Origin of the sequence: Nocardioides alkalitolerans DSM 16699 (assembly GCF_000426525.1) — a bacterium.
Lineage (GTDB): Bacteria > Actinomycetota > Actinomycetes > Propionibacteriales > Nocardioidaceae > Nocardioides > Nocardioides alkalitolerans.
Genome location: NZ_AUFN01000010.1, coordinates 756,331 through 777,386 on the forward strand (window position 1 = coordinate 756,331; position 21,056 = coordinate 777,386).

18 protein-coding genes and 2 tRNA genes are annotated in these 21,056 nt (G+C 67.3%); 6 read left to right on the plus strand and 14 right to left on the minus strand.

The annotated features are described in order from the left end of the window. Positions 1 to 39: 39 nt before the first annotated feature. Positions 40 to 1,452 (minus strand): 3-isopropylmalate dehydratase large subunit, encoded by a 1,413-nt coding sequence (leuC, locus tag K329_RS0104300; RefSeq protein WP_043641991.1) that lies wholly within the window; start codon positions 1,450 to 1,452, stop codon positions 40 to 42. A 91-nt stretch (positions 1,453 to 1,543) separates the two neighbouring features. On the opposite strand from leuC, the gene K329_RS0104305 reads away from it, so the two are divergent. Next, a complete protein-coding gene (locus K329_RS0104305) occupies positions 1,544 to 2,266 on the plus strand; it encodes an IclR family transcriptional regulator (protein ID WP_028472099.1) in 723 nt (240 codons plus the stop codon). A 16-nt stretch (positions 2,267 to 2,282) separates the two neighbouring features. Here K329_RS0104305 and K329_RS0104310 read toward each other — a convergent pair whose 3' ends face one another. The 3 genes from K329_RS0104310 to K329_RS0104320 are packed head-to-tail and all read right to left on the minus strand — an operon-like array spanning position 2,283 to position 4,910. Next, the gene (locus K329_RS0104310; RefSeq protein WP_028472100.1) at positions 2,283 to 2,825 is read right to left on the minus strand and encodes an NUDIX domain-containing protein; all 543 of its coding nucleotides are present in this window, start codon (positions 2,823 to 2,825) and stop codon (positions 2,283 to 2,285) included. A gap of 13 nt (positions 2,826 to 2,838) precedes the next feature. Beyond that, positions 2,839 to 3,327: a methylated-DNA--[protein]-cysteine S-methyltransferase gene (locus K329_RS0104315; protein WP_028472101.1), complete on the minus strand. Its 489-nt coding sequence runs from the start codon at positions 3,325 to 3,327 to the stop codon at positions 2,839 to 2,841. Beyond that, complete coding sequence (locus K329_RS0104320) at positions 3,327 to 4,910, minus strand: AlkA N-terminal domain-containing protein (protein WP_043641993.1); 1,584 nt, start codon at positions 4,908 to 4,910, stop codon at positions 3,327 to 3,329. The genes K329_RS0104315 and K329_RS0104320 overlap by 1 nt, the downstream gene beginning before the upstream one ends. A 227-nt stretch (positions 4,911 to 5,137) precedes the next feature. Here K329_RS0104320 and K329_RS24500 point away from each other — a divergent pair, with 227 nt between their 5' ends. Continuing rightward, positions 5,138 to 5,839 carry a CDP-alcohol phosphatidyltransferase family protein gene (locus K329_RS24500; protein WP_084540972.1) on the plus strand — a complete coding sequence of 234 codons (702 nt, stop codon included), beginning with the start codon at positions 5,138 to 5,140 and terminating at the stop codon, positions 5,837 to 5,839. Next, the gene (locus K329_RS0104330) at positions 5,836 to 6,318 is read left to right on the plus strand and encodes a YqaA family protein (RefSeq protein ID WP_028472103.1); all 483 of its coding nucleotides are present in this window, start codon (positions 5,836 to 5,838) and stop codon (positions 6,316 to 6,318) included. Before K329_RS24500 ends, K329_RS0104330 begins: the two co-directional genes overlap by 4 nt. A 163-nt stretch (positions 6,319 to 6,481) precedes the next feature. Here K329_RS0104330 and K329_RS0104335 read toward each other — a convergent pair. The 5 genes from K329_RS0104335 to K329_RS0104355 form a co-directional block, all read right to left on the minus strand. Continuing rightward, a tRNA-Glu gene (locus tag K329_RS0104335) sits at positions 6,482 to 6,554 on the minus strand. Positions 6,555 to 6,645: 91 nt separating this feature from the next. Continuing rightward, a tRNA-Gln gene (locus K329_RS0104340) sits at positions 6,646 to 6,717 on the minus strand. 14 nt (positions 6,718 to 6,731) lie between these two features. Then, complete coding sequence (locus K329_RS0104345; protein WP_245596431.1) at positions 6,732 to 7,886, minus strand: CPBP family intramembrane glutamic endopeptidase; 1,155 nt, start codon at positions 7,884 to 7,886, stop codon at positions 6,732 to 6,734. Beyond that, positions 7,883 to 9,397 carry a glutamate--tRNA ligase gene (gltX, locus tag K329_RS0104350; protein WP_052336334.1) on the minus strand — a complete coding sequence of 505 codons (1,515 nt, stop codon included), beginning with the start codon at positions 9,395 to 9,397 and terminating at the stop codon, positions 7,883 to 7,885. The genes K329_RS0104345 and gltX overlap by 4 nt, the downstream gene beginning before the upstream one ends. After that, on the minus strand, positions 9,394 to 10,203 hold the full coding sequence (locus K329_RS0104355; RefSeq protein WP_028472106.1) for a fumarylacetoacetate hydrolase family protein: 810 nt from the start codon (positions 10,201 to 10,203) through the stop codon (positions 9,394 to 9,396). Before K329_RS0104355 ends, gltX begins: the two co-directional genes overlap by 4 nt. A gap of 38 nt (positions 10,204 to 10,241) precedes the next feature. Between K329_RS0104355 and K329_RS0104360 the strand changes: the two genes are divergently transcribed. Further along, positions 10,242 to 11,144 (plus strand): 3-methyladenine DNA glycosylase, encoded by a 903-nt coding sequence (locus tag K329_RS0104360; protein ID WP_342665397.1) that lies wholly within the window; start codon positions 10,242 to 10,244, stop codon positions 11,142 to 11,144. On the opposite strand, the gene K329_RS29295 is transcribed toward K329_RS0104360, so the two are convergent. Continuing rightward, positions 11,141 to 11,758 carry an Rv1352/Rv1906c domain-containing protein gene (locus K329_RS29295; protein WP_052336335.1) on the minus strand — a complete coding sequence of 206 codons (618 nt, stop codon included), beginning with the start codon at positions 11,756 to 11,758 and terminating at the stop codon, positions 11,141 to 11,143. The two genes, K329_RS0104360 and K329_RS29295, sit on opposite strands and share 4 nt — an antisense overlap. A 285-nt stretch (positions 11,759 to 12,043) precedes the next feature. Here K329_RS29295 and K329_RS0104370 point away from each other — a divergent pair, with 285 nt between their 5' ends. Continuing rightward, entirely contained in the window at positions 12,044 to 12,382 is a 339-nt protein-coding gene (locus K329_RS0104370; protein WP_028472108.1) for a histone-like nucleoid-structuring protein Lsr2, read from the plus strand. Positions 12,383 to 12,433: 51 nt separating this feature from the next. On the opposite strand, the gene K329_RS30695 is transcribed toward K329_RS0104370, so the two are convergent. Continuing rightward, the gene (locus K329_RS30695) at positions 12,434 to 12,889 is read right to left on the minus strand and encodes a hypothetical protein (RefSeq protein ID WP_157571550.1); all 456 of its coding nucleotides are present in this window, start codon (positions 12,887 to 12,889) and stop codon (positions 12,434 to 12,436) included. Further along, positions 12,886 to 14,046: a hypothetical protein gene (locus tag K329_RS0104375; RefSeq protein ID WP_157571551.1), complete on the minus strand. Its 1,161-nt coding sequence runs from the start codon at positions 14,044 to 14,046 to the stop codon at positions 12,886 to 12,888. The genes K329_RS30695 and K329_RS0104375 overlap by 4 nt, the downstream gene beginning before the upstream one ends. Before the next feature lie 1,388 nt (positions 14,047 to 15,434). On the opposite strand from K329_RS0104375, the gene K329_RS24510 reads away from it, so the two are divergent. Then, on the plus strand, positions 15,435 to 17,222 hold the full coding sequence (locus K329_RS24510; RefSeq protein ID WP_084540973.1) for an AAA family ATPase: 1,788 nt from the start codon (positions 15,435 to 15,437) through the stop codon (positions 17,220 to 17,222). Between the two features lie 670 nt (positions 17,223 to 17,892). Here K329_RS24510 and K329_RS0104395 read toward each other — a convergent pair. Both K329_RS0104395 and K329_RS0104405 read right to left on the minus strand, forming a co-directional pair. Continuing rightward, the gene (locus K329_RS0104395) at positions 17,893 to 18,456 is read right to left on the minus strand and encodes a hypothetical protein (protein WP_028472110.1); all 564 of its coding nucleotides are present in this window, start codon (positions 18,454 to 18,456) and stop codon (positions 17,893 to 17,895) included. A 507-nt stretch (positions 18,457 to 18,963) separates the two neighbouring features. Then, complete coding sequence (locus K329_RS0104405; RefSeq protein WP_157571552.1) at positions 18,964 to 19,182, minus strand: hypothetical protein; 219 nt, start codon at positions 19,180 to 19,182, stop codon at positions 18,964 to 18,966. Positions 19,183 to 21,056: the final 1,874 nt, after the last annotated feature.

Sequence of the window (21,056 nt, forward strand, 5' to 3'; positions counted from 1 at the left end):
TTCTCGTCCGCCCGGCTCGGCCGGGCCAGCGGGGGTGGGTCAGGCGAGGTCGGCGGGCGACGACAGCGTGCCGCGGATCGCGGTCGCCGCGGCGACGGGCACCGACACCAGGTGGGTGCGACCGCCCTTGCCCTGGCGACCCTCGAAGTTGCGGTTGGAGGTCGAGGCGCTGCGCTCGCCGGGGGTGAGCTGGTCGGGGTTCATGCCGAGGCACATCGAGCACCCGGCCCCGCGCCACTCGGCGCCGGCCTCCTTGAACACGACGTCGAGGCCCTCCTGCTCGGCCTGCAGGCGCACGCGCACCGAGCCCGGGACGACGAGCAGCCGCGTGTCGTCGGCGACCTTGCGGCCCTTGACGATGTCGGCGGCGACGCGCAGGTCCTCGATGCGGCCGTTCGTGCACGACCCGACGAAGACCGTGTCGACCTTGACCTCGCGCATCGGCGTGCCGGCCTCCAGACCCATGTAGGTCAGCGCCTTCTCGGCGGCGACCTTGTCGGCCGGCTCCTCGAAGTCGTCGGGGCTCGGCACGAGGCCGCCCAGCTGCACGCCCTGGCCCGGGTTGGTGCCCCAGGTGACGAACGGGGTCATCTCGGAGGCGTCGAGCACGATCTCCTCGTCGAAGACCGCGTCGTCGTCGGTGACCAGGGTCTTCCAGTGCGCGACCGCGGCGTCCCAGTCGTCGCCCTTCGGCGCCTCGGGACGGCCCTCGAGGTAGTCGAAGGTGGTCTGGTCGGGGGCGATGAGGCCGGCCTTCGCGCCCCACTCGATGCTCATGTTGCACACGGTCATGCGACCCTCCATGGAGAGCTCGCGGATCGCCTGCCCGCGGTACTCCACGATGTAGCCCTGGCCGCCGCCGGTGCCGGTGTGCGTGATGAGGGTGAGCACCATGTCCTTCGCGGTGACGCCCTCGGGCAGCGAGCCGTTGATGGTGACGGCCATCGTCTTGGGCTTCGCCTGCATCAGCGTCTGGGTGGCGAGCACGTGCTCGACCTCGGACGTGCCGATGCCGAACGCGATGGAGCCGAACGCGCCGTGGGTCGAGGTGTGCGAGTCGCCGCACACGATCGTCATGCCCGGCTGCGTCAGGCCCAGCTGCGGGCCGATGATGTGCACGATGCCCTGCTCGATGTCGCCGAGCGGGTGCAGGCGCACGCCGAACTCCTCGGCGTTGGTGCGCAGCGTCTCGACCTGGGTGCGGGAGACGGGGTCGGCGATCGGCTTGTCCCAGTCGATGGTCGGGACGTTGTGGTCCTCGGTCGCGAGCGTCAGGTCGGGACGGCGGACGGGACGGCCCGCGAGGCGGAGCCCGTCGAACGCCTGCGGCGAGGTGACCTCGTGGATGAGGTGGAGGTCGATGTAGAGCAGGTCGGGCTCGCCGGCCGCGCTACGGACGACGTGCTCGTCCCACACCTTCTCGGACAGGGTGCGTCCGGTTGACTGGCTCATGGTTCTCCTCCGTACAACGCCACGGGTCGTTCTGACAACGAGCAGCAGCGTAACCCTTGCGTCCCATGGACTGAGACTGCAGTATTGCCATATGGACAAGGGAAGTGGCGTCGGCGTACTCGACAAGGCCGCGCTGGTGCTCACCGCGCTCGAGGCAGGACCCGCGACGCTCGCCGGGCTGGTGGCCGGCACGGGCCTCGCCCGACCGACCGCCCACCGGCTGGCCGTCGCACTGGAGCACCACCGCCTCGTCGCCCGCGACATGCAGGGCCGCTTCGTGCTCGGCCCGCGGCTCTCCGAGCTGTCCGCCGCCGCCGGCGAGGACCGCCTCCTGGCGGCCGCCGGCCCCGTCCTGGCCCGCCTGCGCGACATCACGGGCGAGTCCGCCCAGCTCTGGCGCCGCCAGGGCGACCACCGCGTCTGCGTCGCCGCCGCCGAGCGGCCCAGCGGCCTGCGCGACACCATCCCGGTCGGCACCCAGCTGACGATGCGCGCCGGGTCCGCCGCCCAGGTGCTGCTCGCGTGGGAGGACCCGGAGCGCATGCAGCGGGGCCTGCAGACGGCCGCGTTCTCCGCCACCGTGCTCTCGGGCATCCGCCGTCGTGGCTGGGCCCAGTCGGTGGGCGAGCGCGAGCAGGGCGTCGCCTCGGTCTCCGCGCCCGTCCGCTCCCCCAGCGGCAAGGTGATCGCCGTCGTGTCGGTCTCCGGCCCGCTCGAGCGGCTCTCGCGCCAGCCCGGCCGCATGCACGCCCCTGCGGTGCTCGCGGCCGCCGAGCGGCTCTCCGAGTCGCTGCGTCGCGCCGCCGCCGAGTAGGGCCCGGCCTCTCCGCTCAGGCCACCCGGCCGAGCGCGACCGCGGCGAGCATCAGCGCGGCGAGCGTCTCGCCGTCGGCGACCTCGCCGCGGGCCAGCATCCCCAGCAGCTCGGGCCAGGGCACCCGCCGCACCTCGGAGATGCCCTCCACCGCCTGCTCGACCGCGCCGGGGTCGGGCGCGAGGTCCTGCGCGAGGAACACGCGTCCGTGCGCCCGGGCGATGCCGTTGAGCGACGTGACCGGCCCGAGGTCGGTCCACCGTCCCGCACGGAGCCCCGCCTCCTCCCCCAGCTCGCGGCGGGCCGCGTCGAGGAGGTCGTCGCCGTCGGAGCCGCCGGCCGGCACCTCCCAGCCCTCCCCCGTCGTGTAGCGGTCGCAGCGCACGAGCACCACCTCGTCGTCGGAGGTCAGCGCCACGACGAACACGGCCGGGTGCCGCACCTCCACCACGCCGTACAGCCCCGGCGACCCGTCGGGCCGCACCACCTCGTCGTCGTGCACGACGATCCACGCGTTCTCGTGCACGACCCGTCCGTCGACGCGGCGCCAGGCCCCCATCAGAGCGCGCCCATCAGAACAGCGCGTCCTGGCGCTCGAGGTCGAGCAGCGTCTGCTTGCGGTCGACCCCGCCGGCGTAGCCCGTCAGCGAGCCGTCCGCCCCGATCACGCGGTGGCACGGGATGACGACGGGCACGGGGTTGCGGCCGTTGGCCAGGCCCACGGCCCGCGAGGCCGCGTTCGTCATGCCCAGGCGGCGGGCGATCTCGCCGTACGACGCGGTCTCGCCGTACCCGATGGCCACCAGCTCCTTCCACACCCGCTGCTGGAAGGGGGTGCCGACCGGCGCGAGCGGGAGCGTGAAGGCCTGCAGCTCGCCGGCGAAGTACGACGTCAGCTGGCGGGCCGCCTCGACGAGCACGGGGTGGTCGTCGTCGCGCTCGCCGAGCTCGCGCCCGTCGTCACCGGGCGGGCGGAACGGCGAGAACTCGATCGCGCTGATCGACCCCTCGTGCTCGACGAGCCGCAGCTCGCGGATGGGTGAGTCGATGACGGTCCACATCACGGTCCTTCCGGGTCGAGCGACGCCGCCGGGAGCACCGGGGCGTCGACGACGGGCATGAGGGTGTTCCAGAGGTAGAGCAGCGCGTAGGAACGCCACGGGCGCCAGCCGGGCTCGGCCGACGCCAGCAGGGCGGGCACGGCGGTGGCGTCGTGACCGAGGCCGACGAGCGCGTTGCGCACGCCGATGTCGGTGGGCAGGAAGACGTCGGGGTGGCCCAGCGCCCGCAGCGCGACGTAGTCGGCCGTCCAGGGGCCGATGCCGGGCAGGGCGACGAGCGCGCGTCGTACGTCGTCGCGGTCGGGGCCGCGGTCGAGCCGGATCGTCCCGTCGGCCAGGGCGCCGGCCAGCCCGGCGAGCGCCCGCCCGCGGGCCCGGGGCATCGGGAGGTCGACGTCGGCGACCTCCGCGAGCGTGGCGGGCCGGGGGAAGAGGTGGGTGAGCCCGGGCACGACGTCGCGCAGCGCCGGGGGCAGCGGCACGCCGTACGACGCGACCATCCGCCCCGTGACGGTGCGGGCGCCCGTGACGCTGACCTGCTGGCCGACGACCGCGCGGAGCGCGAGCTCGGGACCGTCGACGGCGCCCGGCACGCGCAGGCCCGGGGTCGCGGCGGCGAGCGGCGCGACGACCGGGTCGCCGGCGAAGTGCTCGGCGAGGGCGAGGGGGTCCGCGTCGCCGTCGAGGAGGCGCCGCACCCGCTCGAGGGCGGCCGTCGTGTCGCGGAGGTCGAGGAGGTGGAACGTCACCGGCACCTGGGCGACGTCCGTCGCGCCCGTCTCCGCCAGGTCGACGACCACGATCCCGGGACCGTGCGGCAGGTCGAGGGTGCGGGCGTACGTCGTGCCGTCGACGACCTCCATGCCGGGCACCACGTGGTAGGCGAGGAAGGCCAGCATCGCGGCGGCGGCGAAGGGCGTCCGCACGGCCAGGCGCAGGGTGAGCGTGCCCGCCGTGCCCGCTGCCCCCGGGGCGTCACCGGCGACCAGGCCCGCGCGACCCCGCAGCTCGCCGGGCGACGCGGCGTACACCTCGCGCACCGTCGCGTTGAACTGGCGCACGCTCGAGAAGCCGGCGGCGAAGGCGACGTCCGTGATCGGCAGGGTCGTGCTCTCGAGCAGGGTGCGCGCCGTCTGGGCCCGCCGGGCGCGGGCGAGGGCCAGCGGCCCGGCGCCGAGCTCGGCGGTCAGCAGCCGGGTGAGGTGGCGCGGGGTGTAGCCGACCCGCTCCGCCAGCCCCGGGACGCCCTCGCGGTCGACGACGCCGTCACCGATCAGCCGCATCGCACGGCCCGCGAGCTCGCCGGCCACGTCCCACTCCGGGCTGCCGGGGGTCGCGTCCGGCAGGCACCGCTTGCAGGCCCGGAAGCCCGCGCCCTGGGCGGCGGCCGCGCTCGGGTGGAAGGTGACGTTCCCGTACGCCGGGGTGCGCGCCGGGCACGACGGGCGGCAGTAGATGCCGGTCGTGCGGACGGCGGTCCAGAACATGCCGTCGAAGCGCCGGTCCCGGCTGCGCACGGCGCGGTAGCAGAGCTCCGCGTCGAGCACGGGAGCCCCGGGGGCCGTCGGGGCGGAGGAGGACATGCGTCCATCCTGCCGGACCCCACCCACCGGCGACGGCGGGAATCGGACACGTGAGCGCGGCGTTCGTCCAGGCTTCGTCGAGCGGTCGCCGCGTCCCTGCCGCTGGGCGGCGCACCCAGGCGGTACGGTCAGCAGCGCCCGCGCACGCCGGGGGTCCGGCCCGGACGGGGAGACGTCGAGCAGCGGAGCACGACGCACCGTGGGGGAGCAACGAGCGAGGTCGAGCAATGCAGCGCAGCGCCAGCACGTCGGAGAAGAAGCTCCCGACGGAGTCGCGCCCGGGTCACCGGATCTGGGCCGACCCGGCCCGGGAGACGTTCCTGACGGCCGCCAGCGCCGTCACCCTCGTGCGCACCGTGCTCTCCGTCGGCCTCGCCGTCGCCGCCGCCCAGCAGGAGTCGCGCACGCTGCTGCTCGTCGCCCTCGGCGTCTACTGGTTCGGCGACTCCCTCGACGGCTGGGTCGCCCGCATCACCGACCGCGAGACCCGCGCCGGCGCGATCTTCGACATCCTCTGCGACCGCCTCTGCTGCGCCGCGTTCTACGTCGGCCTCATGTGGCTCGTGCCCGAGGTGTCGGTCGCCGTGGCGATCTACCTCGTGCAGTTCATGGTCGTGGACATGTACCTCTCCATCGCCTTCCTGGCGTGGCCGGTCACGAGCCCCAACTACTTCTACGTCGTCGACCGCACCCTGTGGCTCTGGAACTGGTCGAAGCCCGGCAAGACGGTGAACTCGGCCCTCTTCGCGATCCTGCTCGTCGTCACCGAGAACGTCTGGCTCGGCGGGGCCATCGCCCTGGCCCTGCTGGCGCTCAAGTCGTGGTCGCTCCTGCGGCTCGTGCGCCTCGGGCTGCCGATCCCGGCGGGCGGGCCCGTCGAGCCGGGGCCGACCGGCCCCACCGGCGCCCCGGGGGCCACGACCCCGTGAGCTGGCTGTTCGCCACCCTGGGGATCGGGGTGGCCTCCGCGCTCATCCCGCTCGTCAACGCCGAGGCCTACCTGGGCGCGCTCGCCGCGACCGGGGTCGGTGGCGGTCAGGGCGACGCGGCGACCCTGTGGCTGCTCTCGTTCGTCGCGGCCGTGGGTCAGACGATCGGCAAGGTCATCTACTACGAGCTCGGACGCAGCTCGCTGAAGTGGGCGTGGGTACGGCGCAAGACCGAGACCCCCAAGTGGCAGGACCGCCTGACCCGGTGGCGCGCCAAGGTCGACAGCAACCGCCTCGGCGCCGGCGCCCTCGTCTTCGCCGCCGCCTCGCTCGGCGTGCCGCCGCTGGCCGTCATCGCCGTGATCGCCGGTCAGCTGAACATCAACCGCTACGTCTTCATCGGCAACGTGCTCGTGGGCCGCACGCTGCGCTTCGCCGCCGTGCTCTTCGGCGTCGGGCTCCTGGGCATCGGGCACTGAGCCGGGGCCGGCGGCCTGCGGCGGTTTCGCCGCTCGAGCGGCGAAACCGGAACCCTGCGACCTGAATGCAGGGCGTGGAGCACCAGGAACGTGCACACGGTCCGGACGCCCCCGGGTACGACGAAGGCCCCGGTCCTGATGGACCGGGGCCTTCGCCTCGAGGTACCCCCGACCGGATTCGAACCGGCGCTACCGCCGTGAGAGGGCGGCGTGCTAGGCCGCTACACAACGGGGGCCTCACCCTCAGCCAGTGGCTTCGGGCAACTCGTGAAACTCTAGCAAAGCCTTCGTTTCACATCAAAACCGCGGCCGGTGACCGCGGTCTCGCTGGGATACTAGGACTCGAACCTAGACTAACTGAACCAGAATCAGTCGTGCTGCCAATTACACCATATCCCATGGTCAGGCCCCCCTTAGGCGGCCGAGGAGAAACCATACACGCGCCCCCGGGACGCGATCAAAACGGGCGACTCCGCGGTGCGCGCGAGGCCCATCCAGCGGTGCACCAAGACCGCCAGACCGAGGTAGACGAGGGTCTGCGTCAGGGTGACCGGGATGCTCAGCCAGGAGCCGCCCGTGGGGGTCAGCGTGGCCGCGATGTCACCGAACGCCAGGGCCAGGCCGAAGGCCGCCCAGTTGTTCAGCACGTGCATCGCGATGGCCGCCTCGAGCCCCCCGGTGAGGATCACGAGGATGCCCGCCATCACCCCGAAGGCGAAGCGGTCGAAGAACACGGGCGGGTCCTGCACCCCGTGCGCCAGGGCGAACAGCAGGGCCGGCACGAGCACCGCCACGGCCTTGGCCGCCCGCGGGGTCGCGAAGATCCCGCCGCAGACCTGGGTGAGGTAGCCGCGGAAGAGGTACTCCTCCCCCGCCGCCTGCAGGGGGGTGAGCAGCAGCACCACGACCAGGAAGTCGCGGGTCGTGCTGGTGAACGCGTTCAGCTGGCCCGCGACCTCCGTGTCGCCGGGCAGGGCGTTCGGGTCGAGCGCACTCACCACGACGCCCATGACCAGGCTGGCGAAGAGCGCGACGACCGACAGCCCGACGCAGGCGGCGAAGTAGCCCCACCGCATGCGCGGGGCGACGGACGTCGTCCACCGCGGCTTCAGCCCGTGGAGCAGCCGCACGACGATCCAGACCGCCGGGATGAGCAACGCCAGGGTCGTCATCAGGTAGGCGAGGCCGAGCGGCGTGAGGTTCTCGATGTCGAGCATCTGGTCGCCTGCGGTGCCGGCGTCGCCGCCGGTCACCGCCACGCCCGCGATGAAGACCACGAGCGTCACGATCGGGAGCACGAGCATCATGGCCGCGGCGAGGGCGATCACGCCCACGAGCCCGCGCCACCAGCCGCGGTCCCCGGCGCGCTGCAGCAGGTGGTACTCGAGCGGCGGATAGGCCTTGTCCAGGTCGACGGCCGGGTCCATGGTCGGGCCGACGGCCGGGTGGCCGGGGCCGCCCGGGCCCACGGGTCCGACGGGCCTCACCGCGTCGTCGTACGGCGCCGCCGGCCCGGGCGACCCACCCGGCGGAGGCGGGAAGCCGGGGCCCGGCGGCGTCGTGGTCACGGGACCAGCGCGCTCTCGAGGCGGGCCAGGCCGCGCTCGCGACCCAGCAGCTCCAGGGACTCGAAGAGCGGCGGCGAGACCCGGCGTCCGGTGACGGCCACGCGCACCGGGCCGAACGCGTTGCGCGGCTTGAGGCCGAGCCGCTCGACCAGGGCGAGGCGCAGGGCCTCCTCGATCGCGGGCGTGCTCCAGGTCTCGAGGTCGGCGAGGGCGTCGTACGACGCCTGCACGACCTCGCGGCCCTTCTCGTCGAGCACCTTCTCGACGTCGGCCGGGTCCCGGGTGAAGTCCGCCTCGTCGACGAGGAGGAAGCGGAGCATGTCGACGACCTCGGTGAGCTTGTTCATGCGCTCGGCGACGAGCGGCATGCCGCCGGCGAGCACGGCCGCCTGCGCGGGCGTCGGCGGGTCGGCGACGAGCCCGGCGGCGACGAGGAAGGGCACGGACCGCTCGGTGACCTGCTCGAGGGTCAGCATCCGGAGGTGGTCGGCGTTGATCGCCTCGCACTTCTTGAGGTCGAAGCGCGCCGGGTTCGGGTTCACCCGGGCGATGTCGAACGCGTCGACCATCTCGTCGAGGGTGAAGACGTCGCGGTCCTCGGCGATGGCCCAGCCGAGCAGCGCCAGGTAGTTGAGCAGTCCCTCGGGCAGGAACCCCTGGTCGCGGTAGGCCAGGAGGTGCGCCTCGGGGTCGCGCTTCGAGAGCTTCTTGTTGCCCTCCCCCATCACGTAGGGCAGGTGACCGAACCGGGGGGCGGTCCCGTTGCCCACACCCACGGCGGTCAGGGCGTCGTGCAGGGCCACCTGGCGGGGCGTGGAGGAGAGCAGGTCCTCGCCGCGCAGCACGTGGGTGATCTCCATGAGCGCGTCGTCGACGGGCGCCACGAGCGTGTAGAGCGGGTCGCCGTTCGCGCGGGCGAGCGCGAAGTCGGGCACGAACTGGGTCTCGAAGGTGATCTCGCCGCGCACCAGGTCGTCGAACGTGATGCTGCCGTCGGGCATGCGGAACCGCACGACCGGCGCCCGGCCCTCCGCCACGAAGGCAGCGACCTGGTCGTCGGTCAGCTCGCGGCAGAACCCGTCGTACCCCATGACCTTGGACCCGCTGGCCTTGCGGCGCTCGGTGACCTCGTCGGTCGTGCAGTAGCAGTCGTAGGTGTAGTTCGAGGCGCGCAGCTTCGCGAGCACGTCGCGGTAGATCTCGCTGCGCTCGCTCTGGCGGTACGGCGCGAAGGGGCCGCCGACCTCGGGGCCCTCGTCCCAGTCCATGCCGAGCCAGCGGAGCACCTCCAGCAGCGAGGTGTAGGACTCGTCGGTGTTGCGGGCGGCGTCGGTGTCCTCGATGCGGAACACGAAGGTGCCGCCGGCGCCGTGACGCTGGTGGTGGCGCGCGAAGGCCCAGTTGAAGAGCGCCGTGCGGGCGAGGCCGACGTGCGGGCTGCCCGTCGGGGACGGCGCCATGCGCACGCGCACGGGCTTGTCGCTGGTGAGCCGGGGGGCGGGGAGGCTCATCGCGCGACCACCTTGTTGGTGAGGGTGCCGAGGCCCTCGATCGAGATCTCGACCTCGTCGCCCGGCAGCATCGGGCCGACACCCTCGGGGGTGCCGGTGAGGATCACGTCGCCGGGCAGCAGGGTCATGACGCTGCTGACGTAGGCGATGAGGGTCGGGATGTCGAAGATCAGGTCCTTGGTGGATCCGTCCTGGGCGACGTCGCCGTTGAGGAACGTCTGCACGCGCCGCCCCTCGGCGAAGTCGTTCGGGTCGAGGTCGGTCTCGATCCACGGGCCGAGCGGGCAGAACGTGTCGAAGCCCTTGGCGCGGGTGAACTGCACGTCGGACTTCTGCAGGTCGCGAGCCGTCACGTCGTTGGCGATCGTGTAGCCGTGGATGACGTCGGTGGCCTTCTCGGCCGGCACGTCGCGGCAGATGCGGCCGATGACCACGGCCAGCTCGCCCTCGAAGTGCACGTTGGTCGACTGGACGGGATAGCTGATGGCGTCGCCGGGGCCGACCACCGAGGTGTTCGGCTTGAAGAACATCAGCGGCTCCGTCGGCACGTCGTTGCCGAGCTCGGCCGCGTGGGCCGCGTAGTTGCGGCCGATGCCGATGACCTTGCTGCGGGGCAGCACGGGGGCGAGCAGCCTGACGTCGGACACCTGGTGCTGCTCGTCGAGCAGCTTGACGCCCACGTAGAGCGGGTCGCCGGCGAGCGCAACGATGGTCGCGTCCTCGCTCAGCTGGCCGTGCTCGTCGAGGTCGCCGGTGATGACGCCGTACTGGGGGTCTTCTCCTGTGGTGAAGCGGGCGATACGCACCCTTCGAGCCTAACGGTGCGGTCTCGTAGGCTCGTGCGGTGCCTTCCGTGCTGCCTGACACCCCCACGATCGACCCGGCGACCCTCGCCGGGCGACGGGCCGCGCACGAGGCCCGGGTCGACGCGTTCGTCGCTCCCCACCTGGCGCGCCGGGCCGAGCGCGTGAAGCACCCGGTGCACGACTTCCTCTTCACCTACTACTCCCAGCGGCCGGCGCAGCTGCGGCGCTGGCACCCGGGGTACGGCGTCGCCCTCGCCGGCGACGACGCCGCGGCGTACGCGGGTCTCAAGGGGTACGGCGACCTGGGCGACGGGCGCGTGGGCGTCGAGCGGGCGTACGTCGAGCGCCAGCGGCCCCTGCTCACCGCGCTCCGCCGGCTCCTGCGGGCGACGCTGGACCGCCCCGCGAACTTCGGCTGCTTCGGCATGCACGAGTGGGCGATGGTCTACCGCCTCACGCCCGAGCAGGTCCGGCACGCCGACTGGCCGCTGCGGCTGGGCGCCGACGGCACCGACGAGGTCGTCGAGGGCCACAAGGTGGCGTGCTCCCACTTCGACGCGTTCCGGTTCTTCACCGAGCCGGCCCGCCCGCTCAACCTGCTCGCGCCGCAGGCCGACGACCGCCCCGACTTCGAGCAGCCCGGCTGCCTGCACGCCGGGATGGACCTCTACAAGGCATCATACAGGCTTAGTCCGATGGTGTGCTCCGACCTCGTTGCGGATTGCTTCGAGCTGGCGCTAGAGATCCGCGAGCTGGATATGAGGGCAGCTCCCTACGACCTCTCTGACCTTGGGTACGAGCCCCTTCGCGTTGAGACGCCAGAGGGCAAGGCCGAGTACGTGGCTGCTCAGCGGTCGTTCACCGCGAAGGGTCAACCTCTGCGGGCGCGCCTCGTTGCGGAGTGCGAGCGACTGCTGGATGCAACCGATCAGCCTGACTAGTTCGCCAAGGTCCACTCGGCGCATCCTTGGGTTGAGAACGCGCGATCCCCACTAGAGATGGTCACCGCCTGCGGCCCTTCGGCGAACTCGTTCGCGATGAGGTCGTCGAACTCGCCGGAAAGACCAGACAGCCGCTCCCAGTAGCAGCCTGCGCCACCCTCTGTCCGATAGGTGCCGGGCTGAATGTCGTCGCCAACGATGTACAGCCCATTCCCCGAGAACGTGTTGGCAGCAATCGTCTCCTCGATCACGCCCACGGCGGTCTCCCGAGACACGACCTCCGCCTCGGCCACGTCCAGAGCAGCGTCGCGTTCTGCGATCCACGCCGCCCCGTCTTCCAGCGCCTGCTCGCGTTCCGGCAGGTCGCCCATCGCGGTTTGCAGTTCGTCGGCCGCGTCGTCAGCAGCACCTTCCGCGTCTTCCAGTGACGCCTCAAGCTGAGCGATCTCGCCCTGAGAGTCGGCGAGCTCAGAAGCCGCCTCCCGATACTCCGCAGAGTCCGTCGGATCAGGAACTTCGTCACTAGGAGTGGCGAGAGCGCCGATCGCGATACCGACAGTCGCAGCAACGAGGGCAGCGACCGGTGCGAACCAGCCACGCCGATGGAGTGGCATTGCTTCTCGGGGCTGTCTGCGACTGCGGTCAGGGACTGGGCCAGTCGAGCGCGGGGGTAGCGGAGCCGCCTCACGATTCGGCGGAACATAGGGCGGCGGCTGATTCGGCGTAGTCACTTCGCGACCGTATGCATCATCGCAGCCCCCCGTCCGACGATCGCCAATGACTTAACCAGTCTGGGCTACTAAACGACGCCCGGACACGCCCACGGCCAGTTTGCTCAACTAGAGACGCTGCATCAGACTGGGCGGCATAGACAGTCGAAAACAACGAAAGGCAATGACGTGGCACAGAAGGTCAGCATTCTGCTCGTCGACGACATCGATGAATCCGAAGCGAGCGAGACCGTGACGTTTGGTCTTGATGGAGTCACCTACGAGATCGACCTTAACGACGAGCACGCCTCAGCTCTGCGCGAGGCTCTTGCTCCGTGGGTCGGACACGCGCGGAAGGCGGGCGGTCAGCGTCGAGCCCGCAAGGCCGGTGGCGCCGCGGCTAAGCCTGCGAGTGACGGCCCCAGCCCGAAGGAGATTCGGGAGTGGGCACGCGAGAATGGCTGGGACGTCCCCGACCGTGGCCGAGTCTCTGCCGAGGTGCGAGAGGCGTACGACGGGGCTCACTGAGCCCTAGGCGTGGGCGAGGGGTCCAGTCCACCTGGCTGGAGCCCTCGCCACCTACGGCTGGTATAGAAAACCGCGGGCGACAGCGGCTTCGAGCAACTTGCGACCCGCCTGCTTACGTTTTCCAGGCGTTGGAACGCCGACGAAGTCCACCGAGGCGTGATCAGGGACGCCGATCATGTCAGCATCGTCAATCGCCTGCAGGCCGTAATATTGTCCTGACCCGTCGTCCGACGCAACGCCGACCGCATCGATCTCTTCAAGCGAAACGCCAAGAGTTCCCATAGAATCGTGATCGAGATCCTCAGTCCATCGGCGATAGGACTCTGCTGCGCCGATCTTTTCTCGGTGAGTCGACAGCATCCCTTGATCGCGCTTGGTAGGCGTAAAAATTCCTGCCGACAACGAACCGTCGAGCTTCTTGTGAATGGGGTGGGCTTGTCGGTAAAGAGTCTCATCCGGCGGCGGTGCGATCGGGTTGGGACTCGGGTCCGGTGTCTCTTCAGTCACATCAGCCCCCCGCGCAAAAATGCTAGAAAACCGTCTCTGGAGTAGGGCAGGTGAGCCTCGCGAAGCTCGTCCGTCTCCAAGTTATCGGATATCAAGGTCATCTCGTCATCAATCAACTCTGCAGTCAACTCAACTGACCCACGTTTGAGTTCGACTTTTATCGCACCATCGCCAGTGGGCATCAGATCCACGGGAACGCCGAACGCCGCCAGCTCTGAGAGCGCCAACTCCAAGGGGGCTCGCAGAGCGAGGCTGGGTGGCAGCGAGTCGGGACCGTCCCACCCAGCCTCAAGCGCGTAAAGCGCATCCAGACGACTACTCAACAGTTTTTCCTCTACGGATCTAACCAGACGCACCGAACTAACATTGAAGAGTTGAATTGTCGACTGCTTTGCGTCCAACGTTTCACCAGTGACGACGACATCCGGTGCCGTAATGCCGTCGAGGGCTAAAACGTCGCGAACAAAGTTCGCAAGTTCAACATTGAAACTTTCGATTACACACTTAGAGACGCCGTAATTCGTCTGGAGTTGGAAGCTCTGACCTACCCCGTCATATTCGGTGACTACGCCTTCCAGGTGCCACTCGGTCGGCTCCAGCAACTGTGTCGGAACTTCGGGCCTGACGAAGACGCGGCGCGTCGCCTGATTAAGAGTTGCCCGGCGCCCAGTGGGCTCGGGGTCACCGACGACAATCTCTTCGGACTCACTCAGCGAACTTCCGACACGCCGAACCGCTTGGAGGGCCCTGTTAGCCAAGACGGGAGACGGCGCCTCTGGCTCGCCCGCTGTTTGGACGAGATGGGTGAACTCGTCGCGAGCAGCAAAGTAGAGAGTGACCCACTCATCCCAGTGCTCGTCTGTGATCGCATCTGCCCCCCGGTGCAGCACCAAATGGGGTCTCGCGCTACCCGGCTCCACTGAAGTGAGTCGGAGGTCAAATGCGGCCGAGAACCCGTCTGGCAGCTTCTTCCTACCCGGGTTCTGATCGAGCCACAGAGAACGCGCGATCTCCAACACGGCGTCCCTGAAGTACCCGACCTCACGAGCAGAATCGGCAGGCATACCCACGGCCTTGAACCGTTCGCCGTCCAGCGAAAAGAAGGCGAACGGTGGCGGCACCGCGCCCTCCACCTCGCTACCTCCACCGTCAGTCACCCAGCGGACGCTAGCAGTACTGCACCACGTCCGTCAGGAGACCCGGGAGACAAGATTCGCCGATCAGCAACACGAGATCCGCCTGTGCGACATGATGGCTTCGCCGCTCCGGGCAACCGGAGAGGGAGGTGAGGAAGTCGTGGCACAGTGGACTCCTCTGGAGGTACTGGTATTCGTACTAGTTATCTTGGCCGTAATCGCAATCGCGATATAACACGCCTGGAGTCACCCCTCTGTCTAAGCAGAGGGGTGACCTCCTAGAATTATGCCGCCCGCATGTTGGCCGCATCGACCCGCGAGTGCGTGAGCATCGGCTCCGCGCTCCTGCGTGGTCGGCCCGCACCACCTAGCCCTGCCAGAAGAAGTTTCCGCGTCCGCCCCGGTCGTACCGCCGCCACATGACCACCAACCCGGGCTGCTGGTGGCCACCGTCCCAGCACCCCGTCAGATCCACCCAGACGTGTCGCGGCTGAGCCAGCCTTGTTGTGGCGATCATGATGCGACCACGATCGTCGGACATCCTCCGAAACTAGAACAGGTGTTCGAAGTCGTGCGACGGTGCTTAGGTGACGCTCACCGGCACCATCCGACCGAAGTCCGACCCGACCGCGCCCAGCTCGCCCATCGAGGCTGAAGGCGCGGACTACCAGACGGCTTACGACGCGCTGCTCTCCGAGGTTCCGGAATGTCACCAGCTCCTTCACGTGATAACCAGGTGACATGGACGGCTTCCTCCTGCTGACCCACCTCACCGCTGCGATCGGTGGCGCACTCATCGGTTGGTCGATGTGCGCTCGTCGCCGGTAGCTGCTCACGACAACAAGGCCCCCACCGCTGGGTTGCGGTGGGGGCCTTGTCGCTTCTGCGGACTAGAACGCCTTGCGATCAGCCAGGGGCCGCGTTGTAGACCAGCGTGCGATTGTTGATCGTCGTAGCCCCGGACACCCCGCTTCGCTGCTAGCGATCGTCGCTGACGACTCACGAAGCCTCTGAGCACCCTCGCCAGTCTGCTCCACCGCAAGCTCGATACCGCGACAGTGTGACCGTCGTAACCACTGACGTTGAGAGAGCAGAGCCTGCACATAGTGATCGTCAGCGGGCGGTCACCCGAGACAGTGCTCCACTGCCTAACGTCGCGGCAAGCATCTCAATCCAAGGACCACAGACTCTCCTGTCGCGCGATCGTGACTGTCGGCGGCATGGGCCACGCCAGCGCGCCGCTGGCCCCGGATGTAGCGCGCTTCGCGCGACAAAGCGGTCCGGGGCGCGTCACCGCTGACAGCCAAACGGGGAGGCCATGCCTGGGCCCACGTCGCGACGTCCGCAAGCGCGGCGCTGCCGGTCTCGCTCCTCACCCACTGTCGGTCCCGTGAAGCACAATCGGACGCGTGATTGACGGCATCGGCATCGGCGGCTACCGCTCCTACGGCGACCTACAACGCATCTCTCCTATGGGGAAGGTGACGGTGTTGGCCGGGCAGAACAATGCGGGCAAGTCCAATGTGGTCCGCTTCGTGCACGACCATCTTAAGCCCGTCTCGAAGGGGCAGGAAGGCGAGGCAATCCCAAAGCCCGCCTACGCCGGAGGCCTGTGCCTTGAGGTAGGTCACCGTCTAGCCACGAGCGATCCACTCTTCAACTGGGCCAAACTGAACCCGCGACTCGGCAGCGTGCACGATCTGGACCGGCTGGCGTCATTCTTTCAAGCTCCCAACTTTCGTCCCACCCAGGACGACCTGTTCTGGGTGCGGTACCGGCCAGCGGCACCAGCGTCACAACGCCCCGGCTTCGATCGGGTTGCGTGGGAAGTGGACTCCAACTGGATCCAGGAAATCCGGGGCGCAACGGCCTCCTATCCCCACGAGACGCCCTACTACAACGCCTACCAGGCGATGAGTGGCGGTAATACGCACGGCGGGCACGCAGGTGCGGTCGACCTCATTGGACTGATATGGCCCGCGAGTGCATGGCCGCAGGTTGAAGTGGTCGAGGCGTTTCGACGGGTCGGGCCGAGCGCGACATCTGCCGACGCCAGCAACCTCATCCACAGCGGCGAGGGCCTAGTTGAACGTCTCGCACGCCTTCAGTCTCCAGAGCTGGAGACGTTCGACGAGGAGCGAGCGCGATTCGAGGCAATCAACCGGTTCGCGCGGAGCGTGTTCTCTGACGAAAGCGTCGATATCGTCATCCCACACAACCAGGACGGCATTCTCATCCGACAGGGCGGCGACACTAGGTCACTCGCAGCCATGGGGACCGGCATACACCAAGTCATCATCATTGCCGCCGCGGCAACCGTCCTCCAGGACCACCTCGTCTGTATCGAAGAGCCCGAGGTCAACCTGCACCCACTGCTCCAGCGAAAACTGATGCGATATCTGCACGAGAACACCAGCAATCAGTATGTGGTCACTACACACTCAGCCCACATCCTCGACTACAACCGGGCAGACGTTGTCCACATTCAAAAACGCGACGGCCGTTCCACCGCTCAGCACGTCCGCTCGGCCGGAGACGCTTCGGCGGTGTGTGTCGACCTCGGGTATCGCCCTTCCGACCTCATTCAGACAAACTGCGTCATCTGGGTCGAGGGCCCCTCCGACCGGGTCTACCTGCGTCACTGGCTTGACGTGCTGAGCAGCGAACGACTCATCGAGGGCATCGACTACTCAGTGATGTTTTACGGCGGTCGCATGCTGAACTCGTTGACCAGCGACGACCCGGACGCCGAAGCGCTCGCCGACGACCTCATCTCGCTACGTCGCCTTAACCGCAACAGCCTCGTGCTCATCGACAGCGATAAGACGACCCCTGACGATGCGATCAACGCCACGAAGCGGCGCATCGTTGAGGAGTACGACCGTGCAGGAGACCGCCCAGGCTCCCATGGCTTCGCGTGGGTCACCGCCGGTCGCACGATCGAGAACTACGTGCCGCCCGCCGTCCTCTCACGGGCTGTCAACGCCGCCCATCCGAACGCTACCCTTACCTGGGACGGTAGTCAGTGGGCCGACCCCTTGGCCATCATTGGCGGCACACCCACCCGCGTCGATAAAGTCGCCGTAGCTCGCGCGGCAGTCCAGTTCTGGGAGGCTGACGCGCCACTGCCGCTCGATCTACGAGAACGAGCGGCAGCCATCGTTGCGTTCGTACGCGCGTCCCAACACGACGACTGACAATCTCGCGAGCGTTGGGTGGGACCGCACCCAGGCGCGCCCGGCGGCAGTTCTTTCGGCAAACTCATGCAGCCCGGCTGTCCAGTGCTACCGCCGAACGCTTGCGTCTTCGCCCGCCCACTTCAACGGACCGAGCCCCCTCTCGGGAACGTGTCACAACAACAAGGCGGATCGAGGCAGAGCCTCACTTGCCACTCCTAACGTCCGCCCCAGCGGCGTCGCCAGACACCCGCTCACACCTACCCCCTCCTCCCCGAAGTAATAACGCCAGCCTTGGAACGGAAAACCGAAGCTCTAACCACCCACCCTCCGCGCCAACTTCTCTCGACGATCTCGTACCGCCCGGCGCGTCCTGCCCAGCTTGAGAGCGAGCGCCCACGACGTGAGTCCGACGCCTGCCACCAGTGCGCGGTCGTCGTCTTCGGTCCACGGGTGTCCATGGCGGTAAGCATGCGAGCGCGTGTGCTCTTGGACTCGGACGTCGTGACGCTTCTTCTTCGCTAACGTCACCTGCCGGACGATCCCTCGGTCCATATACGCGTCACTGGCAGCCCTCATAGCCGAACGGCCCGCACCGTTGTAGTAGCGATGCATGCGCTCCCGTTGCCAAGTGCGGCAGTCCTCGCACCGGCAACGGTCCCTCATGTACCCCGCAGAGGTGCCGTGACGACTATCGGCCATCACGAAGCGCCCGAACCTGCGCAAGGATCAATTGGCGAAACAGATCTCCCAGTCCTTCCGACGAGATCTGTTTCTCTGCCGCACGCACTTCCCGCAACTCGTCGTTGGTCATGTAGACGCGAAGGATGCTCGGACGCGCACGCTCCTTGACCCTCAGGTGCGCCGACACCAGCGTCTCGTCGGGCCCTGGGACTGGGGTGAGCGGCCTGGAAACCCGCATTCCCGCAACCAGGTTCTGCGGGGGCAGGGAAGCCCGATGACCAGCAAGAGCATTGGCGATTGCGACTCCGCCCATGCCAGTCACGTGAGTCGCAACCTCCAGCTCGTCAGCGCCTTCGTCGAACATCCGGTAGGCAATCGAGGTGAGTGCGTTGGGATCTCCTACCCGCACGCCTGCCATCTCCTCCCGCCAGAAGCTCCGAAGCGAGTCGTACCCCAGGGAGCGCCACGCTTCGGTGTGGAGCACGAGCCTCCACTTCTCATCCACCGCGACCAGCGCAGCCTTCAACTCGTCAACGAGCTTGCGTGCTTCGTCCCTACCAATCAGTGCCACTACTGCCCCTTCCCTTCGGTTGCGCGATACGTTACACGATCTCGCGAGACTCTACACGACAGTGTCTAGGAAAATTTCCCTTTTCGACTTCAGTTCGCAGACTTGTCGGATCGACTAGCGGTCGAACGCCGGTCACGGGGTGACCCCTCTAGCCCGGTCTCGTCCGGCAGCCCGGCGTATTCGGCAAGCATTCCCCGCATGACATCCGAGAGTCGACGACCTTCAGACGCAGCCTTCCGCATTGCCGCCTCCCAAACCACGTCAGAGACACGAACTACCCGCCCTTTGGTCGCGGCGCTACCCATCGCACCCCTCCTTGTCGAAGGCGGCGAGCCTAGCAGCGCAAAGGCTTCTCGGTCCTCACCGCGATCGGCAGCGCAACGGCGCTGTAGCGCGCGGCCCGAACAGTGGGACGATCCTCAATTCCGGAACGTCAGCGGACTCGTGAACCTTTACCGAAGGGGGCGCTCCGCACCCGCTATCGCTGAGCGAAAGAGTCGCGAGCGATCACGCCGCCACCACACCCCAGCAGATCTGATTTTCGTCCGTGTAGTAGCCCTCGTCCAAGTCGTACGAAACAAGCTGGCAGCCCAACGCGCCCAACTCGTTGAAGATCTGCCGCCAGTCCAAACGCTCGGCGTCGGACAGGGCGTAGGAGATGTATCCGCCACCCTCGGCTTCATCGAACCGCAGCTCGACGCGACCATCCCCGATATTGGCGCACATCTCCGAGGCGACAAGTCTGAGCGGGCGAGAGGTGGGAGTGCGAGCGAGGAACCCGCCGACGGTACGTCGGTTCGCGATCTCGGTCCGGGTTGCGTGAGTAGACATTGCAAAGCCTCCAGCGAGTTGAGTAACAGAGATTGGTGTATTTACACCAGCAGGTTGATCGTAGTCGCTCGCTTCCGTAGGTGTCAATACACCAGTTGGCGTGCCGGTCCAGCCGCCTACAGCCGGGCATCCCTGGGTCAAAAGAGGTAGGGCACATTGGAACTCAAACCCCACACATAGCCCTAGGCGTTGCGTATGACTACCGCACCTCTAAGCCACCGGCAGCTAACGAGTGAGCAACTACCTCAACGCACATACGCCAGGCCCTACAGCAGCCCATACAGAACACAACAACAGCGCCACCTAGCCCCCTACCCACCCAGGAAGCTCAGAGAGATACACGCTGCTAGTGCTCTAACGGACTAACAGACACGCAGTGGCACTCGGGCCCACTGGCGTAGAGATAGGCCCGCAGAACGCCACACAGACAGCCCTAGGGCTATGCCTAGCCGACGCCAGCCGGACGAATGGCGGGGGCGACAGGCGAGGTGGATTCCAAAGAGGTGGGGGGTATGACCCCCTTCGAGTGATAGGCGGGTACCGCCCAGTCTTAGCAACCGTCGCCCTGCCACGGTTCTAGAGTCAATTCCACCGACTAACGGACGGCCTTGACCGGCCTTCGGACGCCGGGGAATGTCACTGAATGGCCCCTTAGGTGACATTCTTCACCCGCCTATTTCACTAAAGCAAAGCGTTCAGGAAACGTGAACGGCGAGCCCTCTTGAACACCCTCTGCCGGTGCTCTCAGACACCTTCGAGCTGGCATATATGGCGCGATCGGAAAACGGCTTCTGACCCCTAGGGCGTCCCAAAATATGAGACGTCAGTACCTAGTTCCTCAAGAGATTCTCAAGATGTAGAGCCAGGGGGGTGCGAAACGAGTCGCTCGTCTGGACTCTAACCCTAGAGGGTTAGAGAGTAAGAGACTAAGACGTTACTTCTTACTCCTCTTCTACCTCCACTCTCTTAGTAGTAAGAAGAGAAGGCTAACGCCTTATCTTCTTACTACCCTTACTCCTCTACTACTTCTTCTCTCTTACAACTAACTACTTACTCTTAACTCCTTTCTACTAACTAAGTAGAAAGATAGAAGGAAGTAGGTAATAGGAAGTAAGTAGTTAGACGTTATTACTTACTCATTAGTCCTATCCCGTCATTGCGGTAGAAGTTTCTGGGGCCTGACGGCCCATCACTTCTTTTACTCGCCGGTGCCTTTAGCCTCAGACTTCACTTCTAACGTCTTAACTCTCTTTCTTCACTTCTCGCCGTTGCCTCTCACTCCTCACGGAGTCACGCCTTACGGCCTCTAGATTCTGCCTCGGGTCCACGGAAGTGTTCTTTAGCACTTTCACTTCATTCGCCGTTGAGCTTATGAGAAACGTGGTCGAGGCGTTACTTGCCCAAGGAGATTGTCGATTGTCTAACTCCTGGGCCAATAGCGATAGACGTTCCCGACTTCCGGCGAACTGGCAATCGCTACGCAAGTCCATTCTTCGTCGAGACCGTGGCGTCTGTCAGGCGAAGATGGAAACGACGCGGAGCATCTGTGCGATGCCCGCGAATCAGGTCGATCACATTCGACCTGGAGATGATCATTCGCCAGCGAATCTTGAATCGCTATGCGAATGGCATCACACGCGCAAATCCTCGCTCGAAGGTGCGGCGGCGAGTATCAAGAAGCGAGAGTCGATCTCTTCTCGCTTACGCCGTCCAGACTTCTAATGCCCGGGCTGAGCCCTAAGAGACGTGCCGACTCCCCTCGCACGCAG